This window comes from Paenarthrobacter sp. TA1.8 (genome assembly GCF_048595705.1).
GTDB lineage: Bacteria > Actinomycetota > Actinomycetes > Actinomycetales > Micrococcaceae > Arthrobacter > Arthrobacter nitroguajacolicus.
Genome location: NZ_CP184287.1, coordinates 1,249,457 through 1,274,711 on the forward strand (window position 1 = coordinate 1,249,457; position 25,255 = coordinate 1,274,711).

General features: G+C 56.7%; 24 protein-coding genes and 1 pseudogene. 8 read left to right on the forward strand and 17 right to left on the reverse strand.

Annotated features, from left to right (window positions below; genetic code table 11):
* Positions 1-75: 75 nt before the first annotated feature.
* The 3 genes from ACNAOT_RS06020 to ACNAOT_RS06030 are packed head-to-tail and all read left to right on the forward strand — an operon-like array spanning position 76 to position 2,589.
* A complete protein-coding gene (locus ACNAOT_RS06020; RefSeq protein ID WP_420180399.1) occupies positions 76-1,071 on the forward strand; it encodes an NADP-dependent oxidoreductase in 996 nt (331 codons plus the stop codon).
* A gap of 32 nt (positions 1,072-1,103) precedes the next feature.
* Positions 1,104-1,958: an alpha/beta fold hydrolase gene (locus ACNAOT_RS06025; RefSeq protein ID WP_420180400.1), complete on the forward strand. Its 855-nt coding sequence runs from the start codon at positions 1,104-1,106 to the stop codon at positions 1,956-1,958.
* A 28-nt stretch (positions 1,959-1,986) separates the two neighbouring features.
* The gene (locus ACNAOT_RS06030; protein WP_420180401.1) at positions 1,987-2,589 is read left to right on the forward strand and encodes a TetR/AcrR family transcriptional regulator; all 603 of its coding nucleotides are present in this window, start codon (positions 1,987-1,989) and stop codon (positions 2,587-2,589) included.
* A 32-nt stretch (positions 2,590-2,621) separates the two neighbouring features.
* Here the strand turns inward: ACNAOT_RS06030 and ACNAOT_RS06035 are convergent, their stop codons facing one another.
* The gene (locus tag ACNAOT_RS06035) at positions 2,622-3,809 is read right to left on the reverse strand and encodes a TerC/Alx family metal homeostasis membrane protein (protein ID WP_420180402.1); all 1,188 of its coding nucleotides are present in this window, start codon (positions 3,807-3,809) and stop codon (positions 2,622-2,624) included.
* A gap of 185 nt (positions 3,810-3,994) precedes the next feature.
* Between ACNAOT_RS06035 and ACNAOT_RS06040 the strand changes: the two genes are divergently transcribed.
* Positions 3,995-4,438, forward strand: coding sequence for a hypothetical protein (locus ACNAOT_RS06040; RefSeq protein WP_364308181.1), 444 nt, complete (start codon positions 3,995-3,997; stop codon positions 4,436-4,438).
* Positions 4,435-4,740, forward strand: coding sequence for a winged helix-turn-helix domain-containing protein (locus tag ACNAOT_RS06045; RefSeq protein WP_420180403.1), 306 nt, complete (start codon positions 4,435-4,437; stop codon positions 4,738-4,740). Before ACNAOT_RS06040 ends, ACNAOT_RS06045 begins: the two co-directional genes overlap by 4 nt.
* Positions 4,741-5,133: 393 nt before the next feature.
* Here the strand turns inward: ACNAOT_RS06045 and ACNAOT_RS06050 are convergent, their stop codons facing one another.
* The 5 genes from ACNAOT_RS06050 to ACNAOT_RS06070 form a co-directional block, all read right to left on the reverse strand.
* Positions 5,134-7,053, reverse strand: a complete 1,920-nt coding sequence (locus ACNAOT_RS06050; RefSeq protein ID WP_420180404.1) for an ATP-binding cassette domain-containing protein — start codon at positions 7,051-7,053, stop codon at positions 5,134-5,136.
* A 41-nt stretch (positions 7,054-7,094) separates the two neighbouring features.
* Positions 7,095-8,237 (reverse strand): hypothetical protein, encoded by a 1,143-nt coding sequence (locus tag ACNAOT_RS06055; RefSeq protein WP_420180405.1) that lies wholly within the window; start codon positions 8,235-8,237, stop codon positions 7,095-7,097.
* A gap of 10 nt (positions 8,238-8,247) precedes the next feature.
* Entirely contained in the window at positions 8,248-8,919 is a 672-nt protein-coding gene (locus ACNAOT_RS06060; protein ID WP_420180406.1) for a hypothetical protein, read from the reverse strand.
* Positions 8,920-9,114: 195 nt separating this feature from the next.
* Positions 9,115-9,510 (reverse strand): peptidase inhibitor family I36 protein, encoded by a 396-nt coding sequence (locus ACNAOT_RS06065; RefSeq protein ID WP_420180407.1) that lies wholly within the window; start codon positions 9,508-9,510, stop codon positions 9,115-9,117.
* A gap of 690 nt (positions 9,511-10,200) precedes the next feature.
* The gene (locus ACNAOT_RS06070; RefSeq protein WP_420180408.1) at positions 10,201-10,707 is read right to left on the reverse strand and encodes a MarR family winged helix-turn-helix transcriptional regulator; all 507 of its coding nucleotides are present in this window, start codon (positions 10,705-10,707) and stop codon (positions 10,201-10,203) included.
* 84 nt (positions 10,708-10,791) lie between these two features.
* On the opposite strand from ACNAOT_RS06070, the gene ACNAOT_RS06075 reads away from it, so the two are divergent.
* Positions 10,792-11,691 (forward strand): EamA family transporter, encoded by a 900-nt coding sequence (locus ACNAOT_RS06075; RefSeq protein ID WP_420180409.1) that lies wholly within the window; start codon positions 10,792-10,794, stop codon positions 11,689-11,691.
* 107 nt (positions 11,692-11,798) lie between these two features.
* Here the strand turns inward: ACNAOT_RS06075 and ACNAOT_RS06080 are convergent, their stop codons facing one another.
* The 9 genes and pseudogenes from ACNAOT_RS06080 to dcm all read right to left on the reverse strand — a co-directional run bounded on the left by ACNAOT_RS06080 (position 11,799) and on the right by dcm (position 20,558).
* Complete coding sequence (locus tag ACNAOT_RS06080; protein ID WP_420180410.1) at positions 11,799-12,170, reverse strand: ABC transporter permease; 372 nt, start codon at positions 12,168-12,170, stop codon at positions 11,799-11,801.
* Positions 12,171-12,257: 87 nt separating this feature from the next.
* Entirely contained in the window at positions 12,258-12,506 is a 249-nt protein-coding gene (locus tag ACNAOT_RS06085) for a hypothetical protein (RefSeq protein ID WP_420180411.1), read from the reverse strand.
* Between the two features lie 801 nt (positions 12,507-13,307).
* Positions 13,308-14,147, reverse strand: a complete 840-nt coding sequence (locus tag ACNAOT_RS06090) for a sigma-70 family RNA polymerase sigma factor (RefSeq protein ID WP_420181130.1) — start codon at positions 14,145-14,147, stop codon at positions 13,308-13,310.
* Positions 14,148-14,165: 18 nt separating this feature from the next.
* Positions 14,166-14,441 (reverse strand): annotated as a pseudogene (locus tag ACNAOT_RS06095) (hypothetical protein); the annotation flags it as partial.
* An 81-nt stretch (positions 14,442-14,522) separates the two neighbouring features.
* On the reverse strand, positions 14,523-15,353 hold the full coding sequence (locus tag ACNAOT_RS06100) for an HNH endonuclease (protein WP_420180412.1): 831 nt from the start codon (positions 15,351-15,353) through the stop codon (positions 14,523-14,525).
* A 10-nt stretch (positions 15,354-15,363) separates the two neighbouring features.
* Complete coding sequence (locus ACNAOT_RS06105; RefSeq protein ID WP_420180413.1) at positions 15,364-16,947, reverse strand: ATP-binding protein; 1,584 nt, start codon at positions 16,945-16,947, stop codon at positions 15,364-15,366.
* Positions 16,937-17,434 (reverse strand): EcoRII N-terminal effector-binding domain-containing protein, encoded by a 498-nt coding sequence (locus tag ACNAOT_RS06110; RefSeq protein ID WP_420180414.1) that lies wholly within the window; start codon positions 17,432-17,434, stop codon positions 16,937-16,939. Before ACNAOT_RS06110 ends, ACNAOT_RS06105 begins: the two co-directional genes overlap by 11 nt.
* Positions 17,434-19,317 (reverse strand): DEAD/DEAH box helicase, encoded by a 1,884-nt coding sequence (locus ACNAOT_RS06115; protein ID WP_420180415.1) that lies wholly within the window; start codon positions 19,315-19,317, stop codon positions 17,434-17,436. Before ACNAOT_RS06115 ends, ACNAOT_RS06110 begins: the two co-directional genes overlap by 1 nt.
* On the reverse strand, positions 19,317-20,558 hold the full coding sequence (gene dcm, locus ACNAOT_RS06120; protein WP_420180416.1) for a DNA (cytosine-5-)-methyltransferase: 1,242 nt from the start codon (positions 20,556-20,558) through the stop codon (positions 19,317-19,319). Before dcm ends, ACNAOT_RS06115 begins: the two co-directional genes overlap by 1 nt.
* 1,223 nt (positions 20,559-21,781) lie before the next feature.
* Here dcm and ACNAOT_RS06125 point away from each other — a divergent pair.
* Complete coding sequence (locus tag ACNAOT_RS06125; protein WP_420180417.1) at positions 21,782-21,964, forward strand: hypothetical protein; 183 nt, start codon at positions 21,782-21,784, stop codon at positions 21,962-21,964.
* 276 nt (positions 21,965-22,240) lie between these two features.
* On the forward strand, positions 22,241-23,632 hold the full coding sequence (locus ACNAOT_RS06130) for an APC family permease (protein ID WP_420180418.1): 1,392 nt from the start codon (positions 22,241-22,243) through the stop codon (positions 23,630-23,632).
* Positions 23,633-23,677: 45 nt separating this feature from the next.
* Here ACNAOT_RS06130 and ACNAOT_RS06135 read toward each other — a convergent pair whose 3' ends face one another.
* Positions 23,678-24,550, reverse strand: a complete 873-nt coding sequence (locus tag ACNAOT_RS06135) for an SDR family NAD(P)-dependent oxidoreductase (protein WP_420180419.1) — start codon at positions 24,548-24,550, stop codon at positions 23,678-23,680.
* Positions 24,551-24,617: 67 nt separating this feature from the next.
* Positions 24,618-24,983, reverse strand: coding sequence for a TfoX/Sxy family protein (locus tag ACNAOT_RS06140; RefSeq protein WP_420180420.1), 366 nt, complete (start codon positions 24,981-24,983; stop codon positions 24,618-24,620).
* Between the last annotated feature and the right edge of the window lie 272 nt (positions 24,984-25,255).

Here is a 25,255-nt window from a genome sequence, read left to right on the forward strand (position 1 = left end):
AAATGATCTCTTGACGAAATAACTGAGTCTGCTCATAATTGAGTTAAGTCAGTAATTATCCAAGGGAGAGCTTCAGTGAAAGCCTTCGTCCTCACGCAGTACAAGCAGCCGTTGCAGCAGATCGACGTACCTGAGCCCGTGCTCGGTGACCATGACGTGTTGGTCGAAGTGAAAGCTGCCGGCCTGAACCAGCTCGACGAGAAGATCAGACTCGGGGAGTTCAAGCAGATCCTCCCTTACAAATTGCCGCAGGTTCTTGGCCACGATGTCGCAGGCGTGGTTCTGCGGGTCGGGGCAAAGGTTCGGTCCTTCAAGCCCGGCGACGAGGTATTCGCCCGCCCCGGAAATGACAGCATCGGCACGTTCGCGGAGCGCATCGCCGTAGCCGAGGAAGACCTGGCTATCAAACCGGCAACCATCAGCATGGAAGAGGCCGGGTCGCTTCCGCTGGTGGCCTTGACCGCCTGGCAGGCGCTGGTAGAGCGGGGATCGGTGCGCCCCGGCCAGAAGGTGCTCGTCCATGCGGGTGCCGGGGGAGTAGGTTCCATCGCTATCCAGCTAGCCAAATACCTCGGGGCCACGGTGGCTACTACGGTCAGTGCCGGGAACAAGGACTTTGTTCGGGACCTCGGCGCGGATGTGGTGATCGACTACAGGACCGAGGACTTCGCGGAGATCCTTCACGACTACGACCTTGTCCTGGACAGCCTCGGTGGCGAGAACCAGGAGCGCTCGCTGACAGTCCTGAAGCCTGGAGGGAAAGTCATCGGAATTGCCGGGCCTCCGGACGCCGGCTTCGCTCGCCAGTTGGGTGCGAACGCACTATTGCGTGGTGTCATGACCCTGCTCAGTTCGGGTGTGCGACGCAAAGCCAAGCGCCTCGGCGTCACCTACGAGTTCCTCTTCATGCAGGCCAACGGCAAGCAGTTGAGGGAAATTGCGGCACTCATCGATGCCGGAGACATCAAGCCGGTAGTGGGACGAGTGGTTCCGTTCGATCAGACCTCCGATGTCCTGGCAGCACTTGAAAAGGGCGGCGTCCGTGGCAAGACCGTCGTCAGCCGTATCTAGCCACAACCATCCGAAACGTCAGGACCAAAACCATGAGCAGTGAACAGCAAAACCAGAGCAGTTACTTCCAGGTGCCCGCGAAAACAGTGACGGCCAACGGTGTTAGCTACGCGTACCGCGAACTGGGGCCCAAGGGCGGTGTCCCGGTGGTTTTCCTCATTCACCTTGCCGGGAACATGGACAATTGGGACCCGCGCATCATCGATCCCATCGCCGAAAAACATCACGTGATTACCTTCAGTAACCGCGGTGTGGGGGCGTCCACGGGAAGTGTTCCGGGCAGCATCGAAGGCATGGCGGACGACGCTGCCACCTTTATCAAAGCCCTTGGTTATCCGAAAGTGGATCTCTTCGGCTTCTCGCTTGGTGGCATGGTCGCCCAGTCGCTGGTGGTCAAGCATCCCGGGCTGGTCCGCAAACTTGTGCTCGCCGGCACGGGTCCTGCCGGTGGAGAAGGAATCCAGAAGATCATCGGAACCACGTACTACGACATACTCCGGGGTACTTTGACCCGGCAGGATCCTAAGGAGTTCCTGTTCTTCAACCGCAACTCTGCAGGCAAACTTGCTGCGCGGGCTTTCATCGAGCGACTGAAAGAGCGCACCACCAATCGCGAGGCACCCGTCAAGCTCCAGGCGTTCCAGACGCAACTGAAGGCCATCCGAAAGTGGGGACTGTCGCCGTCGGCCGATCTGGGCGTCATCACCCAGCCGACGCTGATCGCCAACGGTGACAACGACCGCATGGTGCCTTCGGTTCTGTCGAGCGACATGCACCGGAGGATTCCCGGCAGCGAGCTGGTCATCTACCCTGACTCCGGGCACGGTGGCATCTTCCAGTTCCATGACAGGTTTGTCCCTGTAGCCATCGAATTCCTGGGCCGCTGATTTGTCGGGCCGCTGATACGGTAGCTGAATGCAGCCTGCGCCCCAGACACTTGGCCGACGTGAGCGGAATAAGCAGGAAAAGCTTGACCGCATCACCGCGGCCGCACGAGAACTCTTCACCCAATTCGGAGTAGACGAGGTCACCACCCAGCAGGTGGCTGAAAAGGCCGACGTCGGAGCGGGAACCTTGTTCTTGTATGCCAGGACCAAGGCGGAGCTACTTCTCCTGGTGCACAACGTGAAGTACGCCCAGGCCCTCGACACGGGAATCGAAGCCGCCTCTACCGAAGTCGCGCTACTCGACGCCGTGATGGCCATCATTCGCCCCATCATCGAGTGCAACCGCGTTCAGATCGAAAACGGCCGCACTTACTTGCGGGAAATCGTCTTCGGCGATCCTTCCGAACCGCACCATGCAGAGGCGTTGTCTCTCACCATCCGTACTGAAGCTGCCATTGCCGGGATTTTTTCCCGGGATGAGCGGCTGCTTGCCCGTGATCCGGAGAAGCTGGCGAGGATCGTCACGTCGATCATGTTCATCAGCATGACGTCATCAGCCAACATCGGACACACGGACGCCCAGGTTGGCGACGAGATCCGGGTTCAGATCAGCGTGCTCCTGGGCGCCTGACTTTGAGTGGGCTGGCCGCTTGCCGAGTTGGCCTAGCGGTTGAGGAACGCCTCGTGCTGGCGGTGCGCTTCGGCCACCTGCTCGCGGATCGTTACCACGTCCTTGGCCTTGTTCCTGTACTTCAGGGGCATCTGAACGATCTGCGCTTCCTCAGCGGTCAACGCACGATAGATACGCTCGCGCTCGTTCGCGTCGGCCGTGTAGTCGAGGTCGAGGTAATTGACGGCATGCCGGCGGGCGTTGTTGATAGCTGTCTGGGCCTTGCCGGCAGGGCTGAGAAGCGAGAGCACCACGGTGATGATCAGCGTACCGACGATGACACTCAGGGAGAGGCCGGTGGTGATTTCGATGACGTTGACGTGCTCGCCGTCGTTGATAAACGGCAGGTTGTTCTCGTGCAGGGCGTGCAGGATCAGCTTAACGCCGATGAACGCGAGGATGGCCGCCAGGCCGTAGGAGAGGTAGATGAGGCGGTCCAGCAGTCCGTCGATGAGGAAGTACAGCTGGCGCAGGCCCATCAGCGAGAACGCGGTAGCCGTGAAGACGATGAAGACGTTTTGTGTGAGGCCGAAGATTGCCGGGATGGAGTCCAGGGCAAAGAGGATGTCCGTTCCGCCGATGGCTACCATTACCAGCAGCATGGGAGTCAGGGCCCTCTTACCGTTGACCATGGTGAAGAGCTTGTCGCCGTCGTACTTGTCCGTGGTGTGGAAGAACTTCTTGGCGAGCCGGATGATGAAGTTGTTGGCCTGGTTGTCGCCGTGGTCGCCGGGTTTGAGGAGGTTGCCGGCCGTCAGGAGCAGAATCAAGCCGAAGATGTAGAACACCCAGGCGAACGAGTTGATCAGCGCGGCACCCAGGAAGATAAAGCCTGTCCGGGCGATCAGCGAGAAGACGATGCCGAAGAGCAAGACCTTCTGCTGATCCTCGCGGGGAACCCGGAAGCTCGCCATGATGATCAGGAACACGAAGAGGTTGTCTACCGAGAGGGCCTTCTCCGTGATGTAGCCGGCGAAGTACTCGGACCCCATTTGGCCGCCGCCGAAGATCAGCACCAGGATGCCGAAGGCCACTGCCAAGCCCACGTAGATGCCGGACCACACGGCCGCTTCCTTCAAGGTGGGGACGTGGGCCTTCCGGATGTGGAAGAAGTAGTCGAAGGCGAGCAGCGCCAAAATAACGACGATGGTGATGCCCCAAATGAGGGGAGAGACAGTCATGTGATCCTGCTTTCGTGAGGTGCGGCGTGGTACTCACCGAGGGTCAGAACTTCTGGGCTCAAATTTACCGGCTTCGTTGCGGCAGGTGATAACTGGATGACACTGCGCTGGTCAGGAAAGTACTTGACAATTTGGAAAGTACTTTCCTAAAGTCAGGTCATTGGAAGCGACAAGTTGGGGGAATCATGAACGAGAACACAGGCAGCGTGTCAGCAGCTGAAGCGCGCGAACTCCTGGCTAAGGCGGATTCGCTGGGCGCAACATCAATCAACGCTGCAGCTTGGCCGGTCGCCGTCACTTTCACGAGCCTCGCTATCATGGGTTCTCTGCTGATGATAGGTATGCACATCGTTGCCCACACCGGATACGGCGCGGCCCTTCTGGCCTGTTCAGTGGGCGCCTGGGGTGCGATCACTGCGTGCATCTGGCCCATGTTCCAAAGGTCAACGAAAGCTGGCTTCACCAAACGCTTCCTCACATCCCTCATCGCCTACTTCGCTCTGTACGTTGTGGCGCTTGTTGGCGGTGCGTACTTCTTCCCGAACGGTAACCTCTGGTTCTACATCCCGGCCGCTATCGCCCTGGCTGCCATCGGCCTTGCCGCCGCCTTCCGTGAGCTGCGCGCGTGAGCACGCCCCCAGAACACCCGCGGCACAAGCTCAACGAGCTCGTCCACTCGCCAGTCCGTTTCTCCATCATGGCGGCCCTCTCCAGGGCTGAGTCGTTGGACTTCAAGGACCTGCGAGACGCCATACAGGTGAGCGACTCGGTGTTGAGCAAGCAGCTCTCAATTTTGGAGAAGGCCGAGTTCGTGAAGATCAAAAAGAGCTTCGCCGGCAAGATGCCCCGAACGTCGGCTAGCCTGACGGCTGCCGGCCGGGACGTATGGGCGGTGCACTTGCAGACGCTGCGGGAGATTGCTGGCGGCTGACGCGTTGTGGTGGTGATGGCCAATCACGGCAGTCGGGGCAGGCTGTTGCGAAAAATGCCGGTACCGATTGGTGGTTACTCAATGTTTCGGACCCTGAACTGACCCAGATTTTCTCAGAATCTTTCTGGTCCGAGAGCGGGCCAGCGTCAGGTAGAGCCGGTGCTGCACCTAGTCAGGATGGATGAGGACTGCGGTGCCGTGTGACCTGACCGTCAAGTGACAGGGGCCTATTTGAAGGGGACCGCATCGTCAACGACGTCTGGATGAGATGGATGCTCCTGGCAGTTGATCGCCCTGAGGACTTTCTCGAATGCTACCTTCCAATAGCCACTATCACCGTTCTATTTTAGGCGGGCACAGGGCCGGGTTCTGGGCAGCATCGACCTTGGGCGCTCAACCTCGTATTGCCTGAGCAGGATCTGCTCTCGCGGCCGCGAACGCAGGATATATGGACGAGACAATCCCTGTGATGCCGCCAGCGGATATGCCTACTCCTACAGAATTCAGGGCCAGCACGGGTGACCAGCCCTGAATCGAACAGATAATCAGGACAGCGAAGATGCCAATGGCCGAACCAGTTACACCGCCGGCCAACCCCACAAGTGTCCCTTCGATTGTGAAAAGTTGCCTGATACTGTGGCGGCTGCTTCCGAGCGCGCGACGGAGGGCAATCTCTGCCGAGCGCGCTTGTACGGAGAGGTACATGGATGTGGCCGCAGATAGGCTGGCCAACGCGAGTAGGACCCAAGAGATAATTCCAATGAAGGTGCCCAAATCGTTTGCTACCCCAAAACGCAGTGCTCGTAGGTCCGCAACAGTGTTGACTTTGATGCTGGCGGGATTTCCAGGCGCAAGTATTTTCGGTATGGATTCAGAGAGGGGTGCAGGATATCCAGGCTGTGTGCGAACAACGAGCGATCCAGTGCCGTCGGACAACTCTGAGTGCCTTGAAATGATGACGCTGTTGACTAAAGCGCTGTCGCGGTTTGCTTCAGTCAAGATTGCGATGACATTCAACGGCGTTCCGTTGACCCAGACCCGTTTACCGGGTCCAGGCACTGAGATACCCAGCGCTTGGCCTGCTTTCTCGCCGACAATAGCGTTGGCTCTTCCATCAGATGCGTCAAGGGCATAACTCATGTGTGCAGGCGCGAGTTTGGCTTCGGAAAGGCTCAGGAGCGCTTCGTCTGCAACTACGACAGTTCCTTCGAAACCCGATTGACTCTGGAAACTAGATGGAGGCAACAGGCTGACCGGTGCTTCGGCTGCCGGAAGGCTTTGGCGGTACCCGACGCCTCGCACTCCGTCGAGCGACAGAATTGCTGATTTTGCCGCGTCAGCATCCATGGACGGGGTTGTGGTCACAATGACCTCGTCCAACGCGGCCTGGGTAAGGCGGTCGGAAACCTGAACGGCTGCACTCTGGCTGATTCCGACCGCCGTGACCAACCCTCCGGTGCCGAGCACAAAGGCCATGATCAACATCAGTGAGCGCAGGGGTTTCGAGGAAAGAGAAGACAGCGCATCGGAAATGTCATCAAGTAATCCACGCCAAGCCAAAAGGGCTTGCTTTGGCCTGCCTGCAGGTTTACTGCTTTGTTCTGGTTTCTGAGGTCGAGGCGATTCAAATTCAGTAGTCGAACCTGTCAGTTCACCATCAGTGATTAGAATCTGCCGGTTCGCCGCCGCGGCAACGTCCGGGTCATGAGTGATCACGACGATGGTTGTCCCCCGTTGGTTGAGCTTCTGCAAATACTCGATAACGAGGGAACTGTTGGCAGAGTCGAGGTTTCCTGTTGGTTCGTCGGCCAGCAGGACTTTAGGGGAGGTTGCAACGGCGCGAGCAAGTGCGAGCCTTTGTCGTTCACCGCCGGAGAGATTCTTGGCTGTTCTTTCCGCAGTGTGTGTCAAACCAAACTGGTTGAGAACGGCGGCCACGATGACTTCTCTACGAGAGCGCCGGAGCCCTTGGACTCTGATACCAAAAGCAGCGTTTCGTGCTGCTGATTCTTCAAGAATGACGTTTGAAGATTGGAACACAAAGCCAAACGTCTCCGCCCTCAGCCGGTCTCTCTCGGCTTCTTTGAGTCTGTGGGTTGCCACCCCATCAACGTTGTAGGTGCCGGCGTCAGGTCTATCCAGGAGCCCAATGATGTTCAGTAGAGTCGACTTCCCTGAGCCGGACGGACCCACTATGGCGACGAACTCGCCCCTCGAAATTTCAAGGTCAGCTCGACAGAGGGCCACGCTGGCGGAATTGGCTTTCCCATAGGCTCTCGCTACACCAACAAGTTGGAGAATAGGGTCATTCATTTTTCAGCCTCTACTACTCTTCTTGAGATTGGAAGCCACCCTCAAATCAGGACCTTTGCTCCTACGGGCAGTTCAGCGTTGGTTTCGATAGCGGCCCATCCATCGGCTTCCCGCAGTATCTTGACGTAGACCCTGTGCTCAGGTTGGGGAGTGGTTTCTCCCACGGTTTTAGGAGTGTAGCGAAGGACGTAGACACCTTCTGCATCTTGTCGAATCGCAATAACTGGTATGGCAGGGGAGCTCGGGGAATCAGTTCCATAGGTCACAAGAACCGGATCGTTGGGTCGGAAGTCGTTTCTAGCCTCATCCGGAACGGAGATAGCTATATCCATTCCGGCCGGCTTGTTCTGCTTCTCGTCCCCGGGGCTGAATGCGCTGGTCGATAGAATCCGCCCGGTTCTCGGCGTTCCGTCACCAGTCTGTATCCGGACGGTCTCACCCGTCTTCAACTTGTCTGACTGCAGGACGGTGATGCGGGCTAAGACAACATCCGGTGCGGTTTGAATTACTGCAAAGGGTTGATCAAGCAAGACGGTTCCGACAGCGGAAGTTGAGAGAAACACCCCGCTGTCCCCAGGTATCTGGGTGAACTCACGCCAATCTATGTAGGCGTCCTTGCCAGTCCCGCCGGGAGGGATGACTTCAAATCTCTCGTATAGTCCTCGAACTGAAGCAAGGGTTTGTCTGTCTACTTTTCCCGTCGACGTGGTCGGGAACCCGAGATCCGTGAGGGCTAACTGGAACGTCCTGACGTCTTCACCTTGGTCATTTTCACGCATGTTGCGGTACAACGGCACCGATGACTGCAAGGTAATGAGTGGGCGACCCGAAATCATGGCCAGGAGTTGCCCGCTCGTGACGTTGTCGCCTGGATTCACGAACAGTTCTGATACGACCGCGCGGTCAGTTCCCTGGGGCGCCGCTGCCTTCACGTCAAACTTTGATCCAGGGACGACTGCTCCTTGGAGGGTGAGCCGATCTGTTACCACACGGTCTTCGATAGGAACGGCCGCGGGGATCTGAAAACTTGAAGCATCGATTGCTTTGGACCCGGGTGACTCTATTGTTGTTCCCAGGAAAAAGCCAATGAGGATGGAGACGATAAGGGCTGTAACGAATATCCAAAGCCTCAGAGGATGCGAGAAGAACGGTATTCGTACTCTTCTTGTCTGTTCTGACAACATTTTCGTGGCCTTAGGAGCCGTACGACGAGACTACTTGGTCAGCCTTGGCCAGAACTTCGTCTCTCTTCTTCTGTTCGGCGATGAGCGCAGCGTGATTCTTGCCGATGTATTCTGACTGGAACCTAGCTAGAACATCACCAAGTCTTTGGACAAGTCGTACTTCCGTCTTGCACGCGACGTCCTGGGAAGCGATCCTAATCTGGCCTTCCCTGTCGTCGGGCAGTTCGGGACCCCATTGATTGTCAGCCCGTCTCGGTTTCAGACCGTTCGCCTCCTGGCATTCGAACCAGTCTTCACGGGCTTGCTTCCAGTCGCTTGAGGCCGCGGCTTGCGACTTGGATTCATCGAGTCCCTTTTGAACAGGGCTGCTTGTTCCCGCTAGGTTCGGCAGCAATACAGGGAGCAGCTCCTGCGACATCTTTTCCTTGCAACCTTCGAAGGTTTCGATGGATTCCTTGGTCGTGTCCTGAACGCCGGAGGCGTAGCCGATCTTGGTCAGTTCGGGGACAGGGTCGTAACCATACTTCTCTGCGAATTCCGGAACCCAAATTCCGAAGCGTCGGTCGTCACCGATGGCAGCCGTGGTCTCGGCTGGCACCATTGGCTGGCCGGCGGCCGTCACACAGTCTTCCAGCAGCAAGTTGTTTGCCCTGTCGATCAGCAAGAATTGCTCTTTCGTCACTGAGTAATCGTCAAGAGGCAGCGAAATACTCCCAATGGACGGATCAAGTTTGGCGGTGCTGGTCCCGTCGGGCACTTTGGAATCGGCGGGTGAGCAGGCAGTAAACGCGAAAACTATGGATACTGCGAGACAAACTTGGATCGGCTTCTTCATCACTGTTCTCCAACGGATATATCGACAGGGCAAACGGCTTACTTAGTGGATGCCGCGTTGGTGACTCTCGATTTCGTCATTCCATGACCATCCGGGGGCCCTGCCGGCATACACGTCCGAAAGCCACGGTTCCTGCTGACCTGAGGCCCAGTACACCGCATCGCCGCCGTAGTTGGCGTCTGCGTGAAACGTGATGTAGTCGCCATAGCCCACGGCCAGGGACGATGAGGCGTTGGATACCCAAGAACCGACGTAACTACTGGTTCCATCCGGATCCGCGTAAACGTCACCCCCAAACCCCTCTTCACGCCAAAGGCAAGCGTTGTAACTGGAGCACGAGGCTGCCATCGCCGGTGCCGCGCCGAGGGTTATGCCTGCTATGCCCGCAATGACAGTTGCTGCAGCTGCAGTTGTTCGAATTACTCCTATTATTTGCATGATTCCCCAATTCTGTAACAATTCCGGTTACTAAATTGCGGGAAAGAGTAAAGGTTGATCAAGCCGATGCTGTCTCCCAAAACAGGAGCGTACTCAGTAGAGATCGAGATGCAACATTTGCGGAAGATATGGATTGATCACGGCAAATTGCTCGTCATAAAGAAAGAATTTGAGAATTCGTCGTCATGATCCCGGAGAGTCAGACACTATATCTGTGGGGGAGTCTCTGCGGCAGGTTCGATCGGACCAGTTGGGCCCTATGATCGCCAAGTTATCATGGTGTCGCGCTCCTGACGTGGGGACGGCGAGTGCTAGGGGCAGTCCGTTTCGGGGCGGTGCTCCATGTCAGAAAAGAAGCCTATAACGAAGCCTGTTTAGACGCAGCTTCCCTACAAGAGGTCGGCAACGGCCCGGCGAGAAACAACCTGTACGCACTGGCTATTTTACTTTGTGGGTTGATGACCAAGCCTCTTCGAGAGGTGCCGGTTCTCCCCACGTGCGATTCTCTGGTTGATCGTTGGGAGACTTCGCACCGGCTAACAACGATGCCAGGAGCTTGGATGGCTGAGTCATGCTAAAAGCCTTTCATGAGGCAGCTCATCTTGTAGGAGCAGATAACTGCGTAGGCCCTTCCGATTGCGATCGCCAGCTGCTCAGAGGAAGTGTCCACGCCTAATTACATGGGTGCGCTTAGGAGGGTTCGCCGTCGTTGTTTGTTAGTAGGAACTTGCGCAAGAGGTTAGCGAGTTGCACTCGCTCGGTTTTGGACAGTCCTTCGAGCATCTTGTGCTGGTTCTCCACGTGGTGGTCTACCACTTCATCCACCAAGGCGAGTCCCTCAGGGGTGAGGCTGATTAGCAGTTGCCGGCGGTTGTCCGGGTTGGTCTCACGATGAACCAGCCCCCGGTTTACGAGTCGGTCCACGCGGTTGGTCATGGCTGCGGAACCGATCATGGTCAGGCTGGCCAATCGTCCGGGAGTCAGCGGCGCTTCTGCTGCCGAGCGCCGGAGCGTTGCCAGCACGTCGAACTCCCACGGCTCCAGGCCGAACTGGCTCATGAACTTCTGCACGTCCAGTGATGCCAGGCGGCTGGCCCTGTTCAGCCGGCCCAGAACGCCCATCGAACTGACGTCCAGGTCGGGGCGCTCCTTGTTCCATTGCTCAAGAATCGTGTCTACTGCGTCGCGGTCCATCATCCCTCCAAGCTTGACCTCAAACAGTACACCACCTAGATTGTCTTACATCAAATAGTTCGACATCAAAATATATGGAAGTGGACAATGGCTAAGGCGTCTCCTCGGGATCTATTCATCACTGCACTGGCGCCCATGGTCTGGGGATCGACTTACTTGGTGACCACCGAGTTTCTGCCCGCCGACCGGCCGCTCCTGGCCGCAACCGTCCGCGCCCTTCCGGCTGGCATCGTGCTGATGCTCGTCACCCGCACATGGCCGCGGGGGAGCTGGTGGTTCAAGGCGGCCGCCCTGGGCGCACTCAACATCGGGCTGTTCTTCTTCCTCCTGTTTTTCACCGCCTACCAACTGCCCGGCGGGGTGGCGGCGCTGGTCGGGTCGATTCAGCCGCTGTTCGTGTTGCTTCTTGGAGTGCCGCTGCTGGGGGAGCGGATCCGCATGACGCACATCGTCGCGTGCGCTGTGGGAGCGGCGGGAGTCGGCTTGCTTGTCCTGCGGTCCACCGCGACGCTGACGGTTATCGGTGTGATTGCCGGGATGGCCGGCGCGCTGAGCATGGCGGCGGGGATTGTGCTCACCAAACGCTGGGGAAGGCCCGACGGCGTGGGGCTGCTTGGGTTCACCGGCCTGCAGTTGGCGATGGGCGGGGTCATGCTCCTGCCGGTGACGCTGGTGGTTGAAGGGCTGCCGGGGTCCGTTTCGCTGCCCAACCTGGCAGGGTTTGCGTACCTCAGCGTGATCGGTGCGCTGGCTGCCTACGCGGTCTGGTTCCGGGGGATTCAACGATTGCCCACGATGGTGGTCTCGTTCCTGGGATTCCTGAGCCCCTTGGTAGCTACGGTGCTGGGGTTTGCCTTCCTGGGGGAGGCGTTGTCGGGCTGGCAGATTGTGGGGGCCCTGTTAGTTCTGGCGGCTGTGTTTTTGGTGCAGCGGCCGGTGGCTGTCGTTGATCGGCAGGCGCGGCGCAAGGCGATATCGGTTCGATGATTGGTGCAACGGCATCATGCTGGTTACTTCTCCGATGCACATCTTTCCGCGATTCCCGGCAGCACTCACAATTTGAATGGTTGCGCACTGGCCTCGTGTTCAGGCTTCTAGCTTCTGAGTATCATCGCTGGGTCGGCACGCGCTGCGACAATTGCTGGGTATGCGGCCGAGATCGCTCCTGTCAGCCCTCCGATTGCGATCCCGATCAGAGGCATGTTGGGCGTAATCACGGGTTTCCACACGTTGGCGGCTGAAATGGCTATGACCGCAGTGGTGCCGAGGACGCTGCCGGCGACGCCTCCCGCAACGCCAACGAATATGCCCTCCAAAAGAAACATGCGTGCAATAGACCATTTGCTTGCGCCCAATGCACGTCGTAGCGCCACTTCTCCGGCTCTCGCCTGTACTGACAAGTACATGGCAGTTGCGGCCGTTAGCGAGGCCAACACCAACAGAACGATTGAAACGAGGCCGACCATAAGACCAAGTTGGTCGCTGACCCCTGTTTTCAGGTTCCGCAGATCAGCTACCGTCTGGACGTTGATGGCCCCGGGGTTATTAGGACTCTAAGCCAGTGGAATTGCGTCGCTTAGCGGTGCTGGGAAGCCGGGCTTGGTCCCTGCGATGTAGGAGGGCTGCAGGTTCTTGATATTGGAGGCGGCGGCCGGATTAAGGAAGACTTTGTCCTCGGCCGATGCGTCCCGCGTGCTGCTTTGAATGAGGGCGATGACGGGAGCAGGCTTTCCCCCGACCCAGATGACAACACCTGTCGCAGCTCTCTCGATGCCGATCTTAACGGCCGCCTTACTCCCCACAACGGCGGCGGGAAGGTCCGGGTAAGCTGCCAGATTGCTCTCCGCAGTCTGCGGGATCAGTTGGCTATCCTCACAGCGGCCTAAGACCCCGAGTCAACGAAATCAGGGGGCAGTCCCCTTTGTTGGCTACAGATTTTGCCTTGTTCTGAAGCACGGCGCCCAGGTAAGTCCAAGCGTCGCTTGGTGCTGGGCTTCCGTCTCAGCTTTTGGGCCAATGAAAAGGCTGCCCTGTCGCGAAGAACTAGGACGATGTCGACTGGATGACGTGCGCTGAGGTACGAAGCAGAAGCCAGAATGTCTCGCAGCGCTGCACCGAGGTGCTGCCCGACTCCTCCCTACCTTCGAATCAAGGGAGCGCTCAGCCAGCAGGGGATAGGGACCGACTGTCCTGCTTTCTCGAGATTGCGCCTTTAGCTGCGACAACAAAGGCCTCCGGACTCCCTCCAACGATGTGAGGTCCCCGGGCGTTTGTCGTTAGAGACAGCTGTCAGTGCTGGGAGCGGCAAGGCCTGATCCCAACCAATGATGGGCCTTGCAGGATGGAGACCGCTGGGAAAATGGGAATCACAAGACGCCTCGGCAAGCCGCTGGAGGTCTATGTGCCTTGTCCTGATCCAGCCCATGCTGGCGGATACTCACATTGAATCCGTGGGGAGCAACCATGCATCACAGCGAAGATTCACGATATCGGCCATCGTGACTAAGACGTGTGGTGTGATAATAGTAGTCGTCATCCCAATGTGCATGGAGAGTTAATTCGGACGGTAATCTCTGCTGCTTGAGGAAACGCGTTCACGTGCTCTACTCCAGATAGTCTCGCAGGCAAGCGGCGTGGCCAAAATGACGCAACTTCTCTAGCGTCTGTTTCTCAATCTGGCGAATTCTCTCTCGTGTAACACCATATGTCTGACCAATTTCGTCCAGTGTCTTACAATCACCATCACTCAACCCGAAGCGCATGGCGAGGACACCGGCTTCTCGTTGTGACAGCAGATCAAGAACAGTATGTAGGTGAGTCCTTAGGAGTGTGTATGCCGCCCGGTCGAAGGGGCTAATTTCACCAGCATCCACCAAGAGCCAACCGAGGGGTTCCTGTTCTGCTCCTGAACCAGGAAGAAGACTGTCCAAGGACGCGGGCTCACGATCGTAGCTTTGGAGCTCTTGAATACGACCAGGTGGAAGGCCGACCTCATGGGAAAGTTCTTCCATAGAGGGGTCGCGGTTGAGCCTAACCGATAGCTCTCGACGCGCATTGGATAAATTGTTCATCACTTCGACAACATGAACAGGAACTCGTATCGTTCTGCTTTGATCCGCCAAAGCTCGCCCGATGGCCTGCCGTATCCACCAAGTGGCATAAGTTGAGAACTTGAATCCCTTAGTGTAGTCAAATTTCTCCACTGCGCGGATTAGCCCGATATTGCCTTCTTGAATGAGATCCATCAGGGCTAATCCGGATCCTTGGTAACGCTTAGCTAACGATACGACAAGCCCTAGGTTCGCCTCGATGAATTTCGTCTTGGCTAGGGCACCTTCCTTAGCGAGACCTTCAAGTTCGCGTCGGAGACTCCGGCCGATAGGAGGGCTGGGGTCAGTTAGTTTAGACGCGGCCATCAGGCCTACTTCGATCAGGGAAGCCAACTCAACTTCCTGCTCCGCCGTCAGCAGGTGAGTCTTCTGAATTTTGCTGCTGTAGCTGGCTAGGGAATCCGTACTGGCCGCTTGGAGGGCAACCGGGCCCAGTTGGCGCGGTCGGCTGCTCCTCTCCGGAGCTGCGGCAACTTGTCTGTGCTCGGGCTCAACTCGAGATGCTAAGAGCCTTCTTTCCGTCGACTTCCCTGACGAGAGCGTTCCACTGAGCGTCACAACCTGGCCTAGCCAGCCGTCTTCTTCGCCGACGGCACTAGTTCCTTTTGGAGAAGACGGACCGGTCATTTCACCTGCACTTCGTGTGGGTCGATAGTAGGTACTGACAACAGAGCGATACCTGCTGCCCGAAGGCGTGCACTGGATTGCCTATGAAGCGGCATTTCGTGCTGCCACTAGCTCATCAGGAGTGTATGGGGGCCACCGTCTGTGAGCCATACGGTGGCAATTTGAACAGAGTGGAATCAGTTCTGAGACAGGATCTACTGTGCGAGACTCGCCCATCCGGCTCACAGGCACAAGGTGGTGAATCTCGACGTAGCCCTCCGCAAGCGCGCCGTACGAGGAGTCGAAATTAAATTCACAGACGGCGCAGGTCCGCCCATGCACAGCAATTGCTGCGGCTCTATTTGACCTGCTGCGTTCATATCGGGTCGTCAAAACCTCATACTGCAGCCCTTCGGCTTCCGGATAAAAGTCCACTGGCCCCAGTTGTTGTCCAGCAAGTTGATCGTCATCCAACGGAAGCAAACAGACGATTGCGCTGAGGATGCCTTCCGCTACCGTTATGACGTCAGAGCTAGGGTCGTCGTGCGAGGTCCGGTTCATAACCGCAGTACAAGTAATGTTTTCAATCTTCGGAACTATTCCTGAATCGAGCACGTCGTCGAGTGTTCGGCCATTTACGCGGAATTTAAAATCCCCACCAAGAGTCGTGTATGCTTGGAGGATGCTACTTGTCTGTCCCCATTCCTCCGGTGTAGCTTCACCCACCACTCGCAACAGGTCTGCAGCTAAGCGGTCCAAGACGAACTCGGCTTTGACTTTGCTCAGAAGAGTCGTTACGACGACACTAAATCCATGCGGGCGCGCCAAGCCATTCAAGCGGAATTCTGTGGCAGCAGTTCGCAATTCAGATGTTGCCGAAATTGGCAAGTTTAGAGAGGCGCTAAGATCCGAGGCTAAGGAGGATAGATTCATGATTGATGACTTAATCTTCTTCAGGGGATGGCAAGTCCTCAACCAACTTCTTTAGTGCCCTAGAAACGTCATAACGGATGTCCTCGAAGATTTCCTTCGTCGAATCCTGGGCGGAACGGAATTCCGCAGAAGCAAGTGCCCAGAGAAGTGAATCTAGCGCTTGGATAGTAGTTCCTGATGTCTGATTGGGCAGGTAAACTTTCTCATAGTACGGATGCGATTTGCTGATTCGAACGCCTGGGTTGTCGCCAATATAGGCGGGTTGGTAGAGGATGCCGTCACGAAGCTCATCAACTGCTTCTACAAACACCCCGGTGCTGGATTGTACGAAATCGACGGTCACGGTGCCATGTTCGTTCCGGATTTCAGCCGTCCCCGAACCTTCATCCTTTGACTGGAGGGTTGCCTTCGGAATCGACTTGGACTTGTCCTGAATGGCTGCATTTGATGGTGCATGCAGTTCGGGATCTATGACTTCGGTGGCACGTGATCGTTGACCTTCGCGGTAGCGGGCCTCGGCCTCCCTCCGCGGTGGTGTGAGCGCCTTGAACACGACGTCTGCAAGAGCGTTATCGAGGATAATCGTGGACTTCTTAATGTCCACTTGAAACGCCAAATCCAGTTCGTGGTCGAATGACAGTTCAGCTCGGCACAAAGTAAAGTGGGGCTCTTGAGCCCACATATTCAGCCAGTCTGGTCCGTGGATTAGTCGATTTTCCCTATAGACATAGATGCCCTGCGTCTTGTTACCCAAGCGTGCTTGTGTCGGGGCTGAATCTCCTAACATAGCCTGCAGCTCAGTCTTCCGGGGCAGGACATGGGCTCTAAGGTGCATGGTGGTAGTCGTGTGACCCAAATCCACAGGAATGGCTACATCCAGCAGCTTATCGGCGCCGAAGCCGAACGGGTTCCATGCTTCTACATTTTCTCCATTCAATAAGATGCTGACGCTGGACGCGCGGGAGTCGCTAATGTCAAGAAAACGTTGGAACACCATAGCCAAGTGCTCTCGTAGGGCCGACACGTGACGGCGGATGGCGGACTGAGCGCGGTCCCCGACGGGGTTCTTGTAATCGCGGATTAATCGATCCACGTTCTCCCACCGCACAACCGTTCCTGTTCCGCCTTGGGTGTGCTTGTCCAAGAGAGTAACGTCGATCGGATCGGCGTTAGGGTCTACCGACACTTGCCATCCTTGGCTAGGAACCAGGTCTAGGTCCCATATGGCTGTGGCGGCAGGGGCATCAACTGCGGACCTTGACGTTAGTTTCAGCCGTCGCGCAAATGACGTCGAAGCGGTCTTCAGACCCAACCCAAATTTCCCTAAACTGGACGGATCTGGACGACGGGCCGAACCATACTTTAGAGCGTTGACAAGTCCAGCCTTGTCCATTCCAATGCCATTATCGGTCACGCTGAACCGAACATTGCCCCTAGGGTCGAGCTTGAGCTCAACAGACACTGTGTTGGCGCCCGCTGCAATAGAGTTATCGACGATGTCGGCCACGGCAGTATTCAGAACGTATCCCGTGTCCCTAAGGGATTCTGTGATGCGTTCAGGGTCTGGCGTAACTTCAAAGAGCTCAGCGGACACTAGTTCTCCTCCTTGATAAGGCGCTCCACGCACCGGAAAGCTTGATTGTTTCATATACCTCGGGAGCTGTGCCGAGGGGTGGTAACTGTCCAAGAGGCGAGACCTCTACCTTGGCTTGGCCAGAGCCAAGCAAGGAGATAGAGAACCTTCCCGTTGAGCTTCTATTCAGCTGAAGAATATCACCACTAGAAGCTTCGTGCTTTCGGAAGTATGGTGTAAGTCCGGTAAGCCGATATTCATTTCGAGTGGATCGCCCATGCAACTTCCCGTTGTAATATATGAAATTCAACGGCCACTCATCATTGTCCTCAAGTTCTCTGAAAAGGATTGTGCAACGAGGGTTGAATGTTTCGATCTTGAGGGTCGGAAAGAAATCAAGCATGCATGGTTGTCTCGGGACAGCAATACCTGCTTGATGAGAACCGGTGTGCCCAACGTCATTTGCTGATAGAATCTTACTTACGGACCTAGTAAATGTTTCACCCATTAAGTGCCCCCATTGATACTACTAACTAGCATTTTTTGTAGCTCGCTACCACTTGGCAGCTCTTCCGCTCCCCGCATTCCACTCTTGGATAGCTCACGCTTCATCGCAACACGTTCTAACATTAACTCTTCAATGGAGTTTGTGTAAAACAGCGAATATACAAAAACAGGTTTCCCTTGCCCGCGGCGGTGAGATCGAGCGGAGGCTTGGTCAATCGTCGCTGGATTCCATTCAGGCGTAAAATGGATCACATAGTTTGCAGCCTGTATATTCAGGCCAACTCCAGCGGCCTTAGGATTCATGACCAGAATGGCTGGACCAGAGAAACTAGAAAATTCATCGATGATTCGTTGCCGTTCAGCTATTGCTACGGTTCCATCTAGGCGTGCGACATATGCGAAAGGGAATCGTTCCTTGAGGTCAGCTTCTACTTCATCCAATGTAGAACGAAATGAAGCAAAAAAAAGCACCTTGCATTCAACACTGAACGCATCAATAATAATCTGAAGTGCATGCTCATATTTTGGGTTACTGGTGAAAATCGGAGGCAAGTTAGGATCAATGGAACGGAGACTTGAGCAAACCTGTCGCAGATAGCCAAATTTTGCAAGCGGAGACATGCTGTCATCCAAGCGGATTTTCTCGTATTCACGCGAAATTATATCGCTTGGGTGAATAGGCACTGTCGCGTCCGTTCTGGAAGGTAGATCATTGGCTACCTCCGCGACCCTTCGTCGAATAACGAGAGGGGCCACCCGCCTTCCCAGCTCGGTCGCTGCCTCAACTTCGTCTGGATATCTGGAGCAGAATTCGTCCAAAGATGAAAGGTAGTCTGGGGCGACGACCGACATTATGGACCAAAGATCTGTTAACGAATTCTCGATTGGTGTGCCAGTGATGGTGATGATAGGGCCGGTGCTGAGTAGGCGTATCACCTGTGACCGTTGAGTTCGGGGATTCTTGATGTTTTGGGCTTCATCGATCACAACTGACGCCCAGGGGATTGAGCGGAGCAGATATTCATCGCGCAACATCAGATCGTACGAAGTGATGACGACGTTGTATCCCGCTAACACGGAGGGGTCCCCTGTGCGTACTGTTCCGGCATGTTCATGCACCTTCAGCGAAGGGGCAAAACGGTCGAACTCCCGTTTCCAGTTGGCCGTGGTCGACGAGGGCGTAACGACTAGGCACGGAGCCTCCATCCGCCCGACTGTCCACGCTATTACGCCAATGGCTTGGAGTGTTTTGCCCAACCCCATTTCATCAGCTAAAAGGCATCCCAAGCCTTGCTCGGCCATGGAAATCATTTTCGTGAGGCCGGCTGTCTGATAGGGATACAGCGCTGCCTTGAGCGGATGCTGAAAGAGGGGTGCAAAGTCACGTCTAGCCTTTATTCGAACTTCGCGATGGTTGTTCAATTGGGCTACTTCATGGCCGCTACGCCACAGGAGCCACAGCTCCATTTCCTCCGTGAGTTCTTCTAGCAGACTTATATCGTGATCTCTAAGTTCATCCGCCAGTGTCCTAACACGCGTGAGATCCACTGGGAACCACTGATGGCCAAGTATCACTTGATCGGCCGTGGGCCATTCATCAACGAATGGCCGATTTAGGGCATTGACAGCTCGCAGCGTGACGTACCTTCCGCCGTTTCTGCCGGGGAGCAGTGCCAGCTCCAACTGCAAAAGATCTGCAGATATATCCAATTCTGGTAGATCTATCGAGGGTCTATTCCATTGTTTTTCATTAGCGATTTGCAAACCCTCATACTCGATCGACCAAATGTCGAGGGCTGCAACCTCAACTATTGCTCCATTACCTTTTGCAAACCTCAACTTGAACTCTTCATCAATGAACCACTTTCCCCCAACGCTTTGCACTACGAGGCCTCCGCCCAAGCGTCTCTGGCTTGATTCTTCTCCAGATGATTCACGATTTGAGTTGCTATGGCATGTACGACTGGGACGACGACAGAATTACCAAACTGGCGATAAGCCTGTGTATCACTGACGGGAATCTTAAAGGAGTCTGGGAATCCCATTAGGCGGGCGCATTCTCGTGGTGTAAGTCGGCGGGGATTCAATCCGCCGCGGGATATCAGGATTTCAGAGCCGTCTTTGTGGTAGCGCGCAGATAGAGTGCGCGTCGTATGTTCGTGCTCAACCAAGCCATACCCAAAACCATTCCCTGCCAGTCTATGTTTCGCGGCATACGCCTTAAGGTATGACCACAACTTATCACTCAGGATGTAGCGGGCTGACACTTCTCCTGTCGACTCGTCCAAATAGGGAAGTTCGGCCTCCGAAATGGTTCTGCGATCATGGAGAACCTGGCCTATGTGCGTTACCGGTTTTGACGGTGTTATTTGTGACCAGTCCCATTGGACCGGCTGTTGGAAACCGACGATATAGATTCTTTCGCGGTGCTGGGGTACAAAGCCCTTGGCATCCACAACCTTGTGATAAATCGAGTAACCGAGATCTTCTTCAAGCACTTCTTTGATAACTCGAAAGGTTCGTCCACCATCGTGACTGAGAAGGTTTTTTACGTTCTCCAGCAAAAATGCCTTCGGGCGCTTCTTTTCAATCAGATCCGCAACATTAAAGAATAGGGTTCCTTGGGTCTTGTCAAGGAACCCGTGATCGCGCCCCAAAGAATTCTTTTTTGATACACCGGCTAAAGAAAAAGGCTGACATGGGAATCCGGCAGCCAAAATGTCGTGATCAGGAATACTAGAGGCATCTATCGAATTTATATCGCCAAGAACTTGATGGCGGGATTCGTGATTTGCCATGTAGGTTTTGACCGCAAATTTATCCCATTCGCTTGTGAAAACACACTCTGCGCCTGCTCGCTCCAGCCCGAGCCTAATCCCCCCGATCCCGGCGAAGAGGTCTGCGAAAGTATAGCTGTCTGTCGGCGTTGCAATGTCGGTTGGCCAAGCGCCATAGATGCTGTCGAGCGCTGGATTCAAAAGTGCCGGAGTGGGGGTTGCCTCGGAGATCCACCGCTCAACGGTCCTTGAAGACTGTCCAAGTACTCGGGCGACTTCCCTCGTCCCGTGCAGATTGACCAGGGTGACGAGTCTCTTATGTGTGGTGGCAGGCGTGTGGCTCTTCATAGTTATCCATTCTGGGCCATGGCGGCGACATTATGTCGCAAGACTGTCCCGGCGGAGGCGATGGCTGGCTGCATATTCCGGAAGGGGGAGGCTCTGGACCCCTTCTTGCTGGGGCCGCGTTGATGTGCCAAGAAGCACTATCCGCGGCGCAAGGTGCATCAGCACTGACTGAGGCTCTCAAACTAAGAACTCCGATGGAAGAAGCACATTCATGCGGCCCGTTGTTAAGGGTCAATGAAGGAGCCGCAACTGGACCTGGAGGAAGTCCAGAGACCGCTGCTCTCGCCGGACGTTTGTGAGGTCACAGCGGCAGGTGGGGTGCGCCGGCGTCGATGTTCTCCGTTGGGCGTTGCTTTGCAACGCGTCCTGTGGACGCCTCGGAGTGATCCGGTCGGCGGGGTGACGACGGGCAGACGAGAAAGAGCCCGGCATGGGACTCTCCATATCAACCTGTTCACCACGCTTGATGGCGTCGCCCAAGCGCCGGGCGGACCTGAAGAGGACCCTGCCATGATTTTTGCTTTTTACGTCTGGCAGGCGCCTCTTTTCGACGACATGGTGGGGCGAACAGGCCGAATCCGGGATGGTGGGGACGGACGCACTGCTTCTTGGGCGCCGGACCTACGCCACCTTTGCCGGGTACTGGCCGCCACCAGAGGGCGGTATGGCGCAGCTGTTCAACCGCATCCCGAAATACGTGGCCTCGCGCGAGACACGAACCCTCGAATGGGCCGGATCCACAGCTCGGTCATGATGTGGCGGCTTCGTCTAGGACCCCGTTCGCCGAGCGGCTCTTCGATCGGCTCACGCTCTGGGTGTATCCAATCCTCCTCGGTTGTGGGGAGAAGGTCTTCGTCTATGGCGTGGTTCCGACGAACCTACAACTCATCGAGCCGGTGGTCGCCTCGTCATGAAGGGCGCTCTGATGCAGCGTTACGTTTTGGGTGAGGGGACGCCGGGGGTGGGGCACATGACTACGTCATAGCCTTCCTTAGTCGATTTTTCCGGTGGGGTTGGTCTCCTCCGCCGCGGTTCCAGTCTCCCTTCAGAACACTAGCAAGCCGTACGGGTTCGATCCGGTGCGGGGGATCGAAGTGGTGACGATCCTCAAACACTTCCACGCCATAATCCCGAAAGACCTTGGACAGTCGATCTGAGATATCCCCGTACTGTTCCGGGTTGCTTAGCCCCCCGTTGTCGATGTTTTCCAGCTGGCCGGGCAGGTGCATGCCGCGGCGACCGAGCTCGCGGAGGTGGATGTTGTGGCCGCCGTCTATGCCGGAGAGCAGTGGGTTGCAGGCGAAACGGGCTGCAGCAGATGGGAGTCCTTCACGGGTGAGGGCGTTATTGCCGTAGTCCAGCCCGTGTTTGATGACTTCCAGCAGCCAGCAGCCAGCGGCCAGTAGACGGGGTCGTTGGGCGCCATCTCCGCGGATGATTTTGCTCTAGCGTAGCCTGCGCACCGCCCATGTTCGGTGGTCTGGAACGCGAGATGTGTCGGCGCCGTTGGCCAAGTGCGGTGCCGACCGTCACATATTGACTGTGATCCGGCTCACCGCTTTAATAAACGAACGGCATTCATTTATGACTTATACCGGGTTCTCCTCCCCGGTTCGCAAAGGGCTGGCAATCCCAGCTCTGCCGCAGTTCCCGACATCCCGGCATCAGATTTAGGATCCCCAATGACCCCCACGTTCGATACTGAAACACCGGCAGGCGAGAAGCCTCTGGGGCCAATGTCCGCCCAGACCGCCAACCAGGGTTGGCGCCGAGTCCTCGGCGTTCCCTCGCTGGTGTTGCTGGGTTTGATCTACATGGTGCCGCTGACGATCTTCAGCACCTACGGCATCGTTGTGGAGTTGACGGGCGGACGTCTTTCTGCCGCCTACGCAGTGACGTTGGTGGTCATGCTATTCACTGCGCGCTCGTATGGCCGGATGGCCCAGGCGTTCCCGTTCGGGGGATCGGCCTACACCTACGCGACGCGATCGTTTGGAGCCGGGCTTGGCTTTATGGCGGGGTGGTCCCTGCTGCTGGACTATCTGCTGCTACCGATGATCAACTACCTGCTTATCGGTATATACATGGAAGCGGCATTCCCAGCGGTCCCCGCCTGGGTGTTCATGGTGGTCTCGATCCTAGCCGTGACCGTGCTGAACATCCTGGGGATCACGGCGATCGCCAAGGCTAACTTCGTGGTGGTGGGGCTCCAGGCGCTCTTCATCGTGCTGTTCGTTGCCCTGGGACTGTCATCAATTACCGGCACCGGCAATCTTGACTTGATGGCTCCGTTCACCGGCGTCGACGGAGCTGAGGGGGTCTCCCCGATATTGGCTGGCTCCGCGCTTCTGTGCCTGTCGTACCTAGGATTCGACGCCGTTTCCACTTTCGCTGAGGAGACAAAGGACCCGAAGCGCAATCTGCCCAAGGCCATCATGCTAACCACCGTGCTGGCCGGTGTGATCTTCCTTGGACTCGCGTATATCAGCCACCTTGTACTCCCGGTCAGCACATTCAAGGATGTGGACGCGGCGGCCATCGAAGTCATTGGCGCGGCGGGCGGAAACCTTCTCGTTGCCTTCTTCACCGCCGCATACATGGCAGGAAGTCTCGGATCGGCGCTGACGTCTCAGGCGTCCGTTTCGCGAATCATTCACTCGATGGCTCGTAGTGGTGTCTTCCCTGCTGCACTGGGTCGGCTCCACGCTCGATTCCGCACACCCTTGCTTCCAATTCTCCTGACATCAGCCGTTTCGCTGCTGGCCTTTGTACTTGATCTCCTGACAATCTCATCGCTGATCAGCTTCGGTGCGCTGGTCGCTTTCTCCGTGGTAAACCTGGCCGTCATCAAGCACTACTTCGTTGACGAGAAGGCACGCGGAGCCCGGGGCGTGGTTCATAACCTTGTGCTGCCAGGCATAGGTTTTGCCTTGACGGCCTGGCTCTGGACGAGCCTGAGTGGGTTGTCGTTCACGTTCGGGCTCGCATGGGCAGGCGTGGGTGTGGTCTATCTGGCCTTCCTGACTCGCGGATTCCGCAAGCCTGCGCCGCAGTTGGAGCTTGAGCAAGTTTAGAGGCCGATATTTCGGAAGACATCCTCTACGAGGACACCGCCCAAGTCACTGGATTTTCGACAGCCGCGTGCACTCTTCCCACAGCCGCTTCCGCGCCGCTGGATCGGAGCCCATGCCTGGCGTCGACAGTTCCTTGCGTTTGGCCCAGAGCTTGCCGGTGACCGCTGCAGCCTCTGGCGAGGTGGCCAACCAAACGGCCGTATCCGCTGCCTTCTCGGCGGTCTTGCCAAAGGTGTTGGTCATCCAACGGAACGGTCCGCCAACATCTTGCAGGAGACCGGTGTTCTTGACGAGGCCCGGGTGCACTGCGTTGACCACCACGTCTGATCCGCGAAGGCGCTCCGCGAACTCCTGCGTCAACAGAACCCGGCCCAGCATTGTTGGCGGCGTTGAGCGCAGGTAGCTGTAGTTGCCTTTCGCAGTTTGCAGGTCTTCGAAATCCATCTGGGTGACCGACGGGCCGCCCGAATACTTGGAGGCGATGTTTACGACCCGCGATGGCTGCCCCTGATCCCTGCTCGCGCCGCGTTTGAGTGCATCCAGGAGAAGATTCGTGAGAAGGAAGTAGCCCATCACGTTGGTAGCGAACGTGAGCTCGAGGCCATCTGCGGTCATGTGGCGTTCCTTGCGGAACACGCCGGCCGCGTTAACGAGTACGTGAACTTCATCGTGAAGGGAAAGGAACTCTTCAGCCGCCAAACGGATTGACGCCTGGCTTGAGAGATCGCAGGTAAGCGGCTCGAGGATTGCGTCCGGGACTGCGGCCCGAATGTCGCTCATAGCCTCTTCTGCCCGACCTTCAGACCGTCCAACCACGACGACGGTGGCACCTTCGCGGGCCAGTGCAGTGGCGATGGCCTTGGCCAGACCACCCGTAGCGCCGGTTACGAGCGCTGTTCGTCCTTTCATCGAGGCCATGGCTTGATCTCAGCACGAAAGGGCGGGTTTTGCGAGGGTCCTGCGATCCTTGCTGAGCGGACAGTGGTTACTTCTTGGGCGGACGCGACTTTGGCGCTTTCGGCGGGAACGAGGCCACATGGTCAAAGGCTTTGGCCACCCAGGGCTCGGCCTTCTCAGCGTCATCGTTCCAAGCTGCTGGAAGACCTGTGTATCCGCCCATGGGACGTTCTTCAGGGCCGAACGGTTGAGTTTGGTGGTTAGCCTCGAGCTCAGCTTTGTCACCCTCGGAAAGGCGGACGCCGATGGTGGGGCCGAAGAGTCCTGCGAACATGTTGCCATTTACGAATGCGCCCAGATTGCCGAACATCGGCTTGACGATGACATCCGGATGATCGGGCAGCACCGAACGGAAGCGTTCCTTATCGGCGTCAGAGGGCTTGGGCATCTGCATTTGATGTCCTCCTACCTTTGTCACGGCCTTCATGTCCGGACCCAAGGCTCCGGTCAGCGCGCCCTATGCAGGCTCCGGGGAAAGAGCGCTGGCAGGAAGGAAGCCCCGGATAGCTGCCATGGGTGAACTTTACTCTGGCGTGCGCCGATGATCTATAAGGCGAGGGACCCCGGAGAGAACCTCTAGTTCGTAACAAGCATCAGGCACGTCGATAGAAGCTTGCAGGGCGTCGAAGACGGCGGGCGCCATAACGGTGACGTCATTACTGGCCG

Coding starts and splice junctions, on each gene's coding strand:
- ACNAOT_RS06065 (WP_420180407.1), bottom strand. CDS start 9,510: ATGCAAATAATAGGAGTAATTCGAACAACTGCAGCTGCAGCAACTGTC.
- ACNAOT_RS06050 (WP_420180404.1), bottom strand. CDS start 7,053: ATGAATGACCCTATTCTCCAACTTGTTGGTGTAGCGAGAGCCTATGGG.
- ACNAOT_RS06140 (WP_420180420.1), bottom strand. CDS start 24,983: ATGCAGATGCCCAAGCCCTCTGACGCCGATAAGGAACGCTTCCGTTCG.
- ACNAOT_RS06100 (WP_420180412.1), bottom strand. CDS start 15,353: ATGAATCTATCCTCCTTAGCCTCGGATCTTAGCGCCTCTCTAAACTTG.
- ACNAOT_RS06055 (WP_420180405.1), bottom strand. CDS start 8,237: ATGTTGTCAGAACAGACAAGAAGAGTACGAATACCGTTCTTCTCGCAT.
- dcm (WP_420180416.1), bottom strand. CDS start 20,558: ATGAAGAGCCACACGCCTGCCACCACACATAAGAGACTCGTCACCCTG.
- ACNAOT_RS06035 (WP_420180402.1), bottom strand. CDS start 3,809: ATGACTGTCTCTCCCCTCATTTGGGGCATCACCATCGTCGTTATTTTG.
- ACNAOT_RS06025 (WP_420180400.1), top strand. CDS start 1,104: ATGAGCAGTGAACAGCAAAACCAGAGCAGTTACTTCCAGGTGCCCGCG.
- ACNAOT_RS06130 (WP_420180418.1), top strand. CDS start 22,241: ATGACCCCCACGTTCGATACTGAAACACCGGCAGGCGAGAAGCCTCTG.
- ACNAOT_RS06070 (WP_420180408.1), bottom strand. CDS start 10,707: ATGATGGACCGCGACGCAGTAGACACGATTCTTGAGCAATGGAACAAG.
- ACNAOT_RS06075 (WP_420180409.1), top strand. CDS start 10,792: ATGGCTAAGGCGTCTCCTCGGGATCTATTCATCACTGCACTGGCGCCC.
- ACNAOT_RS06135 (WP_420180419.1), bottom strand. CDS start 24,550: ATGGCCTCGATGAAAGGACGAACAGCGCTCGTAACCGGCGCTACGGGT.
- ACNAOT_RS06030 (WP_420180401.1), top strand. CDS start 1,987: ATGCAGCCTGCGCCCCAGACACTTGGCCGACGTGAGCGGAATAAGCAG.
- ACNAOT_RS06040 (WP_364308181.1), top strand. CDS start 3,995: ATGAACGAGAACACAGGCAGCGTGTCAGCAGCTGAAGCGCGCGAACTC.
- ACNAOT_RS06080 (WP_420180410.1), bottom strand. CDS start 12,170: ATGGTCGGCCTCGTTTCAATCGTTCTGTTGGTGTTGGCCTCGCTAACG.
- ACNAOT_RS06110 (WP_420180414.1), bottom strand. CDS start 17,434: ATGGGTGAAACATTTACTAGGTCCGTAAGTAAGATTCTATCAGCAAAT.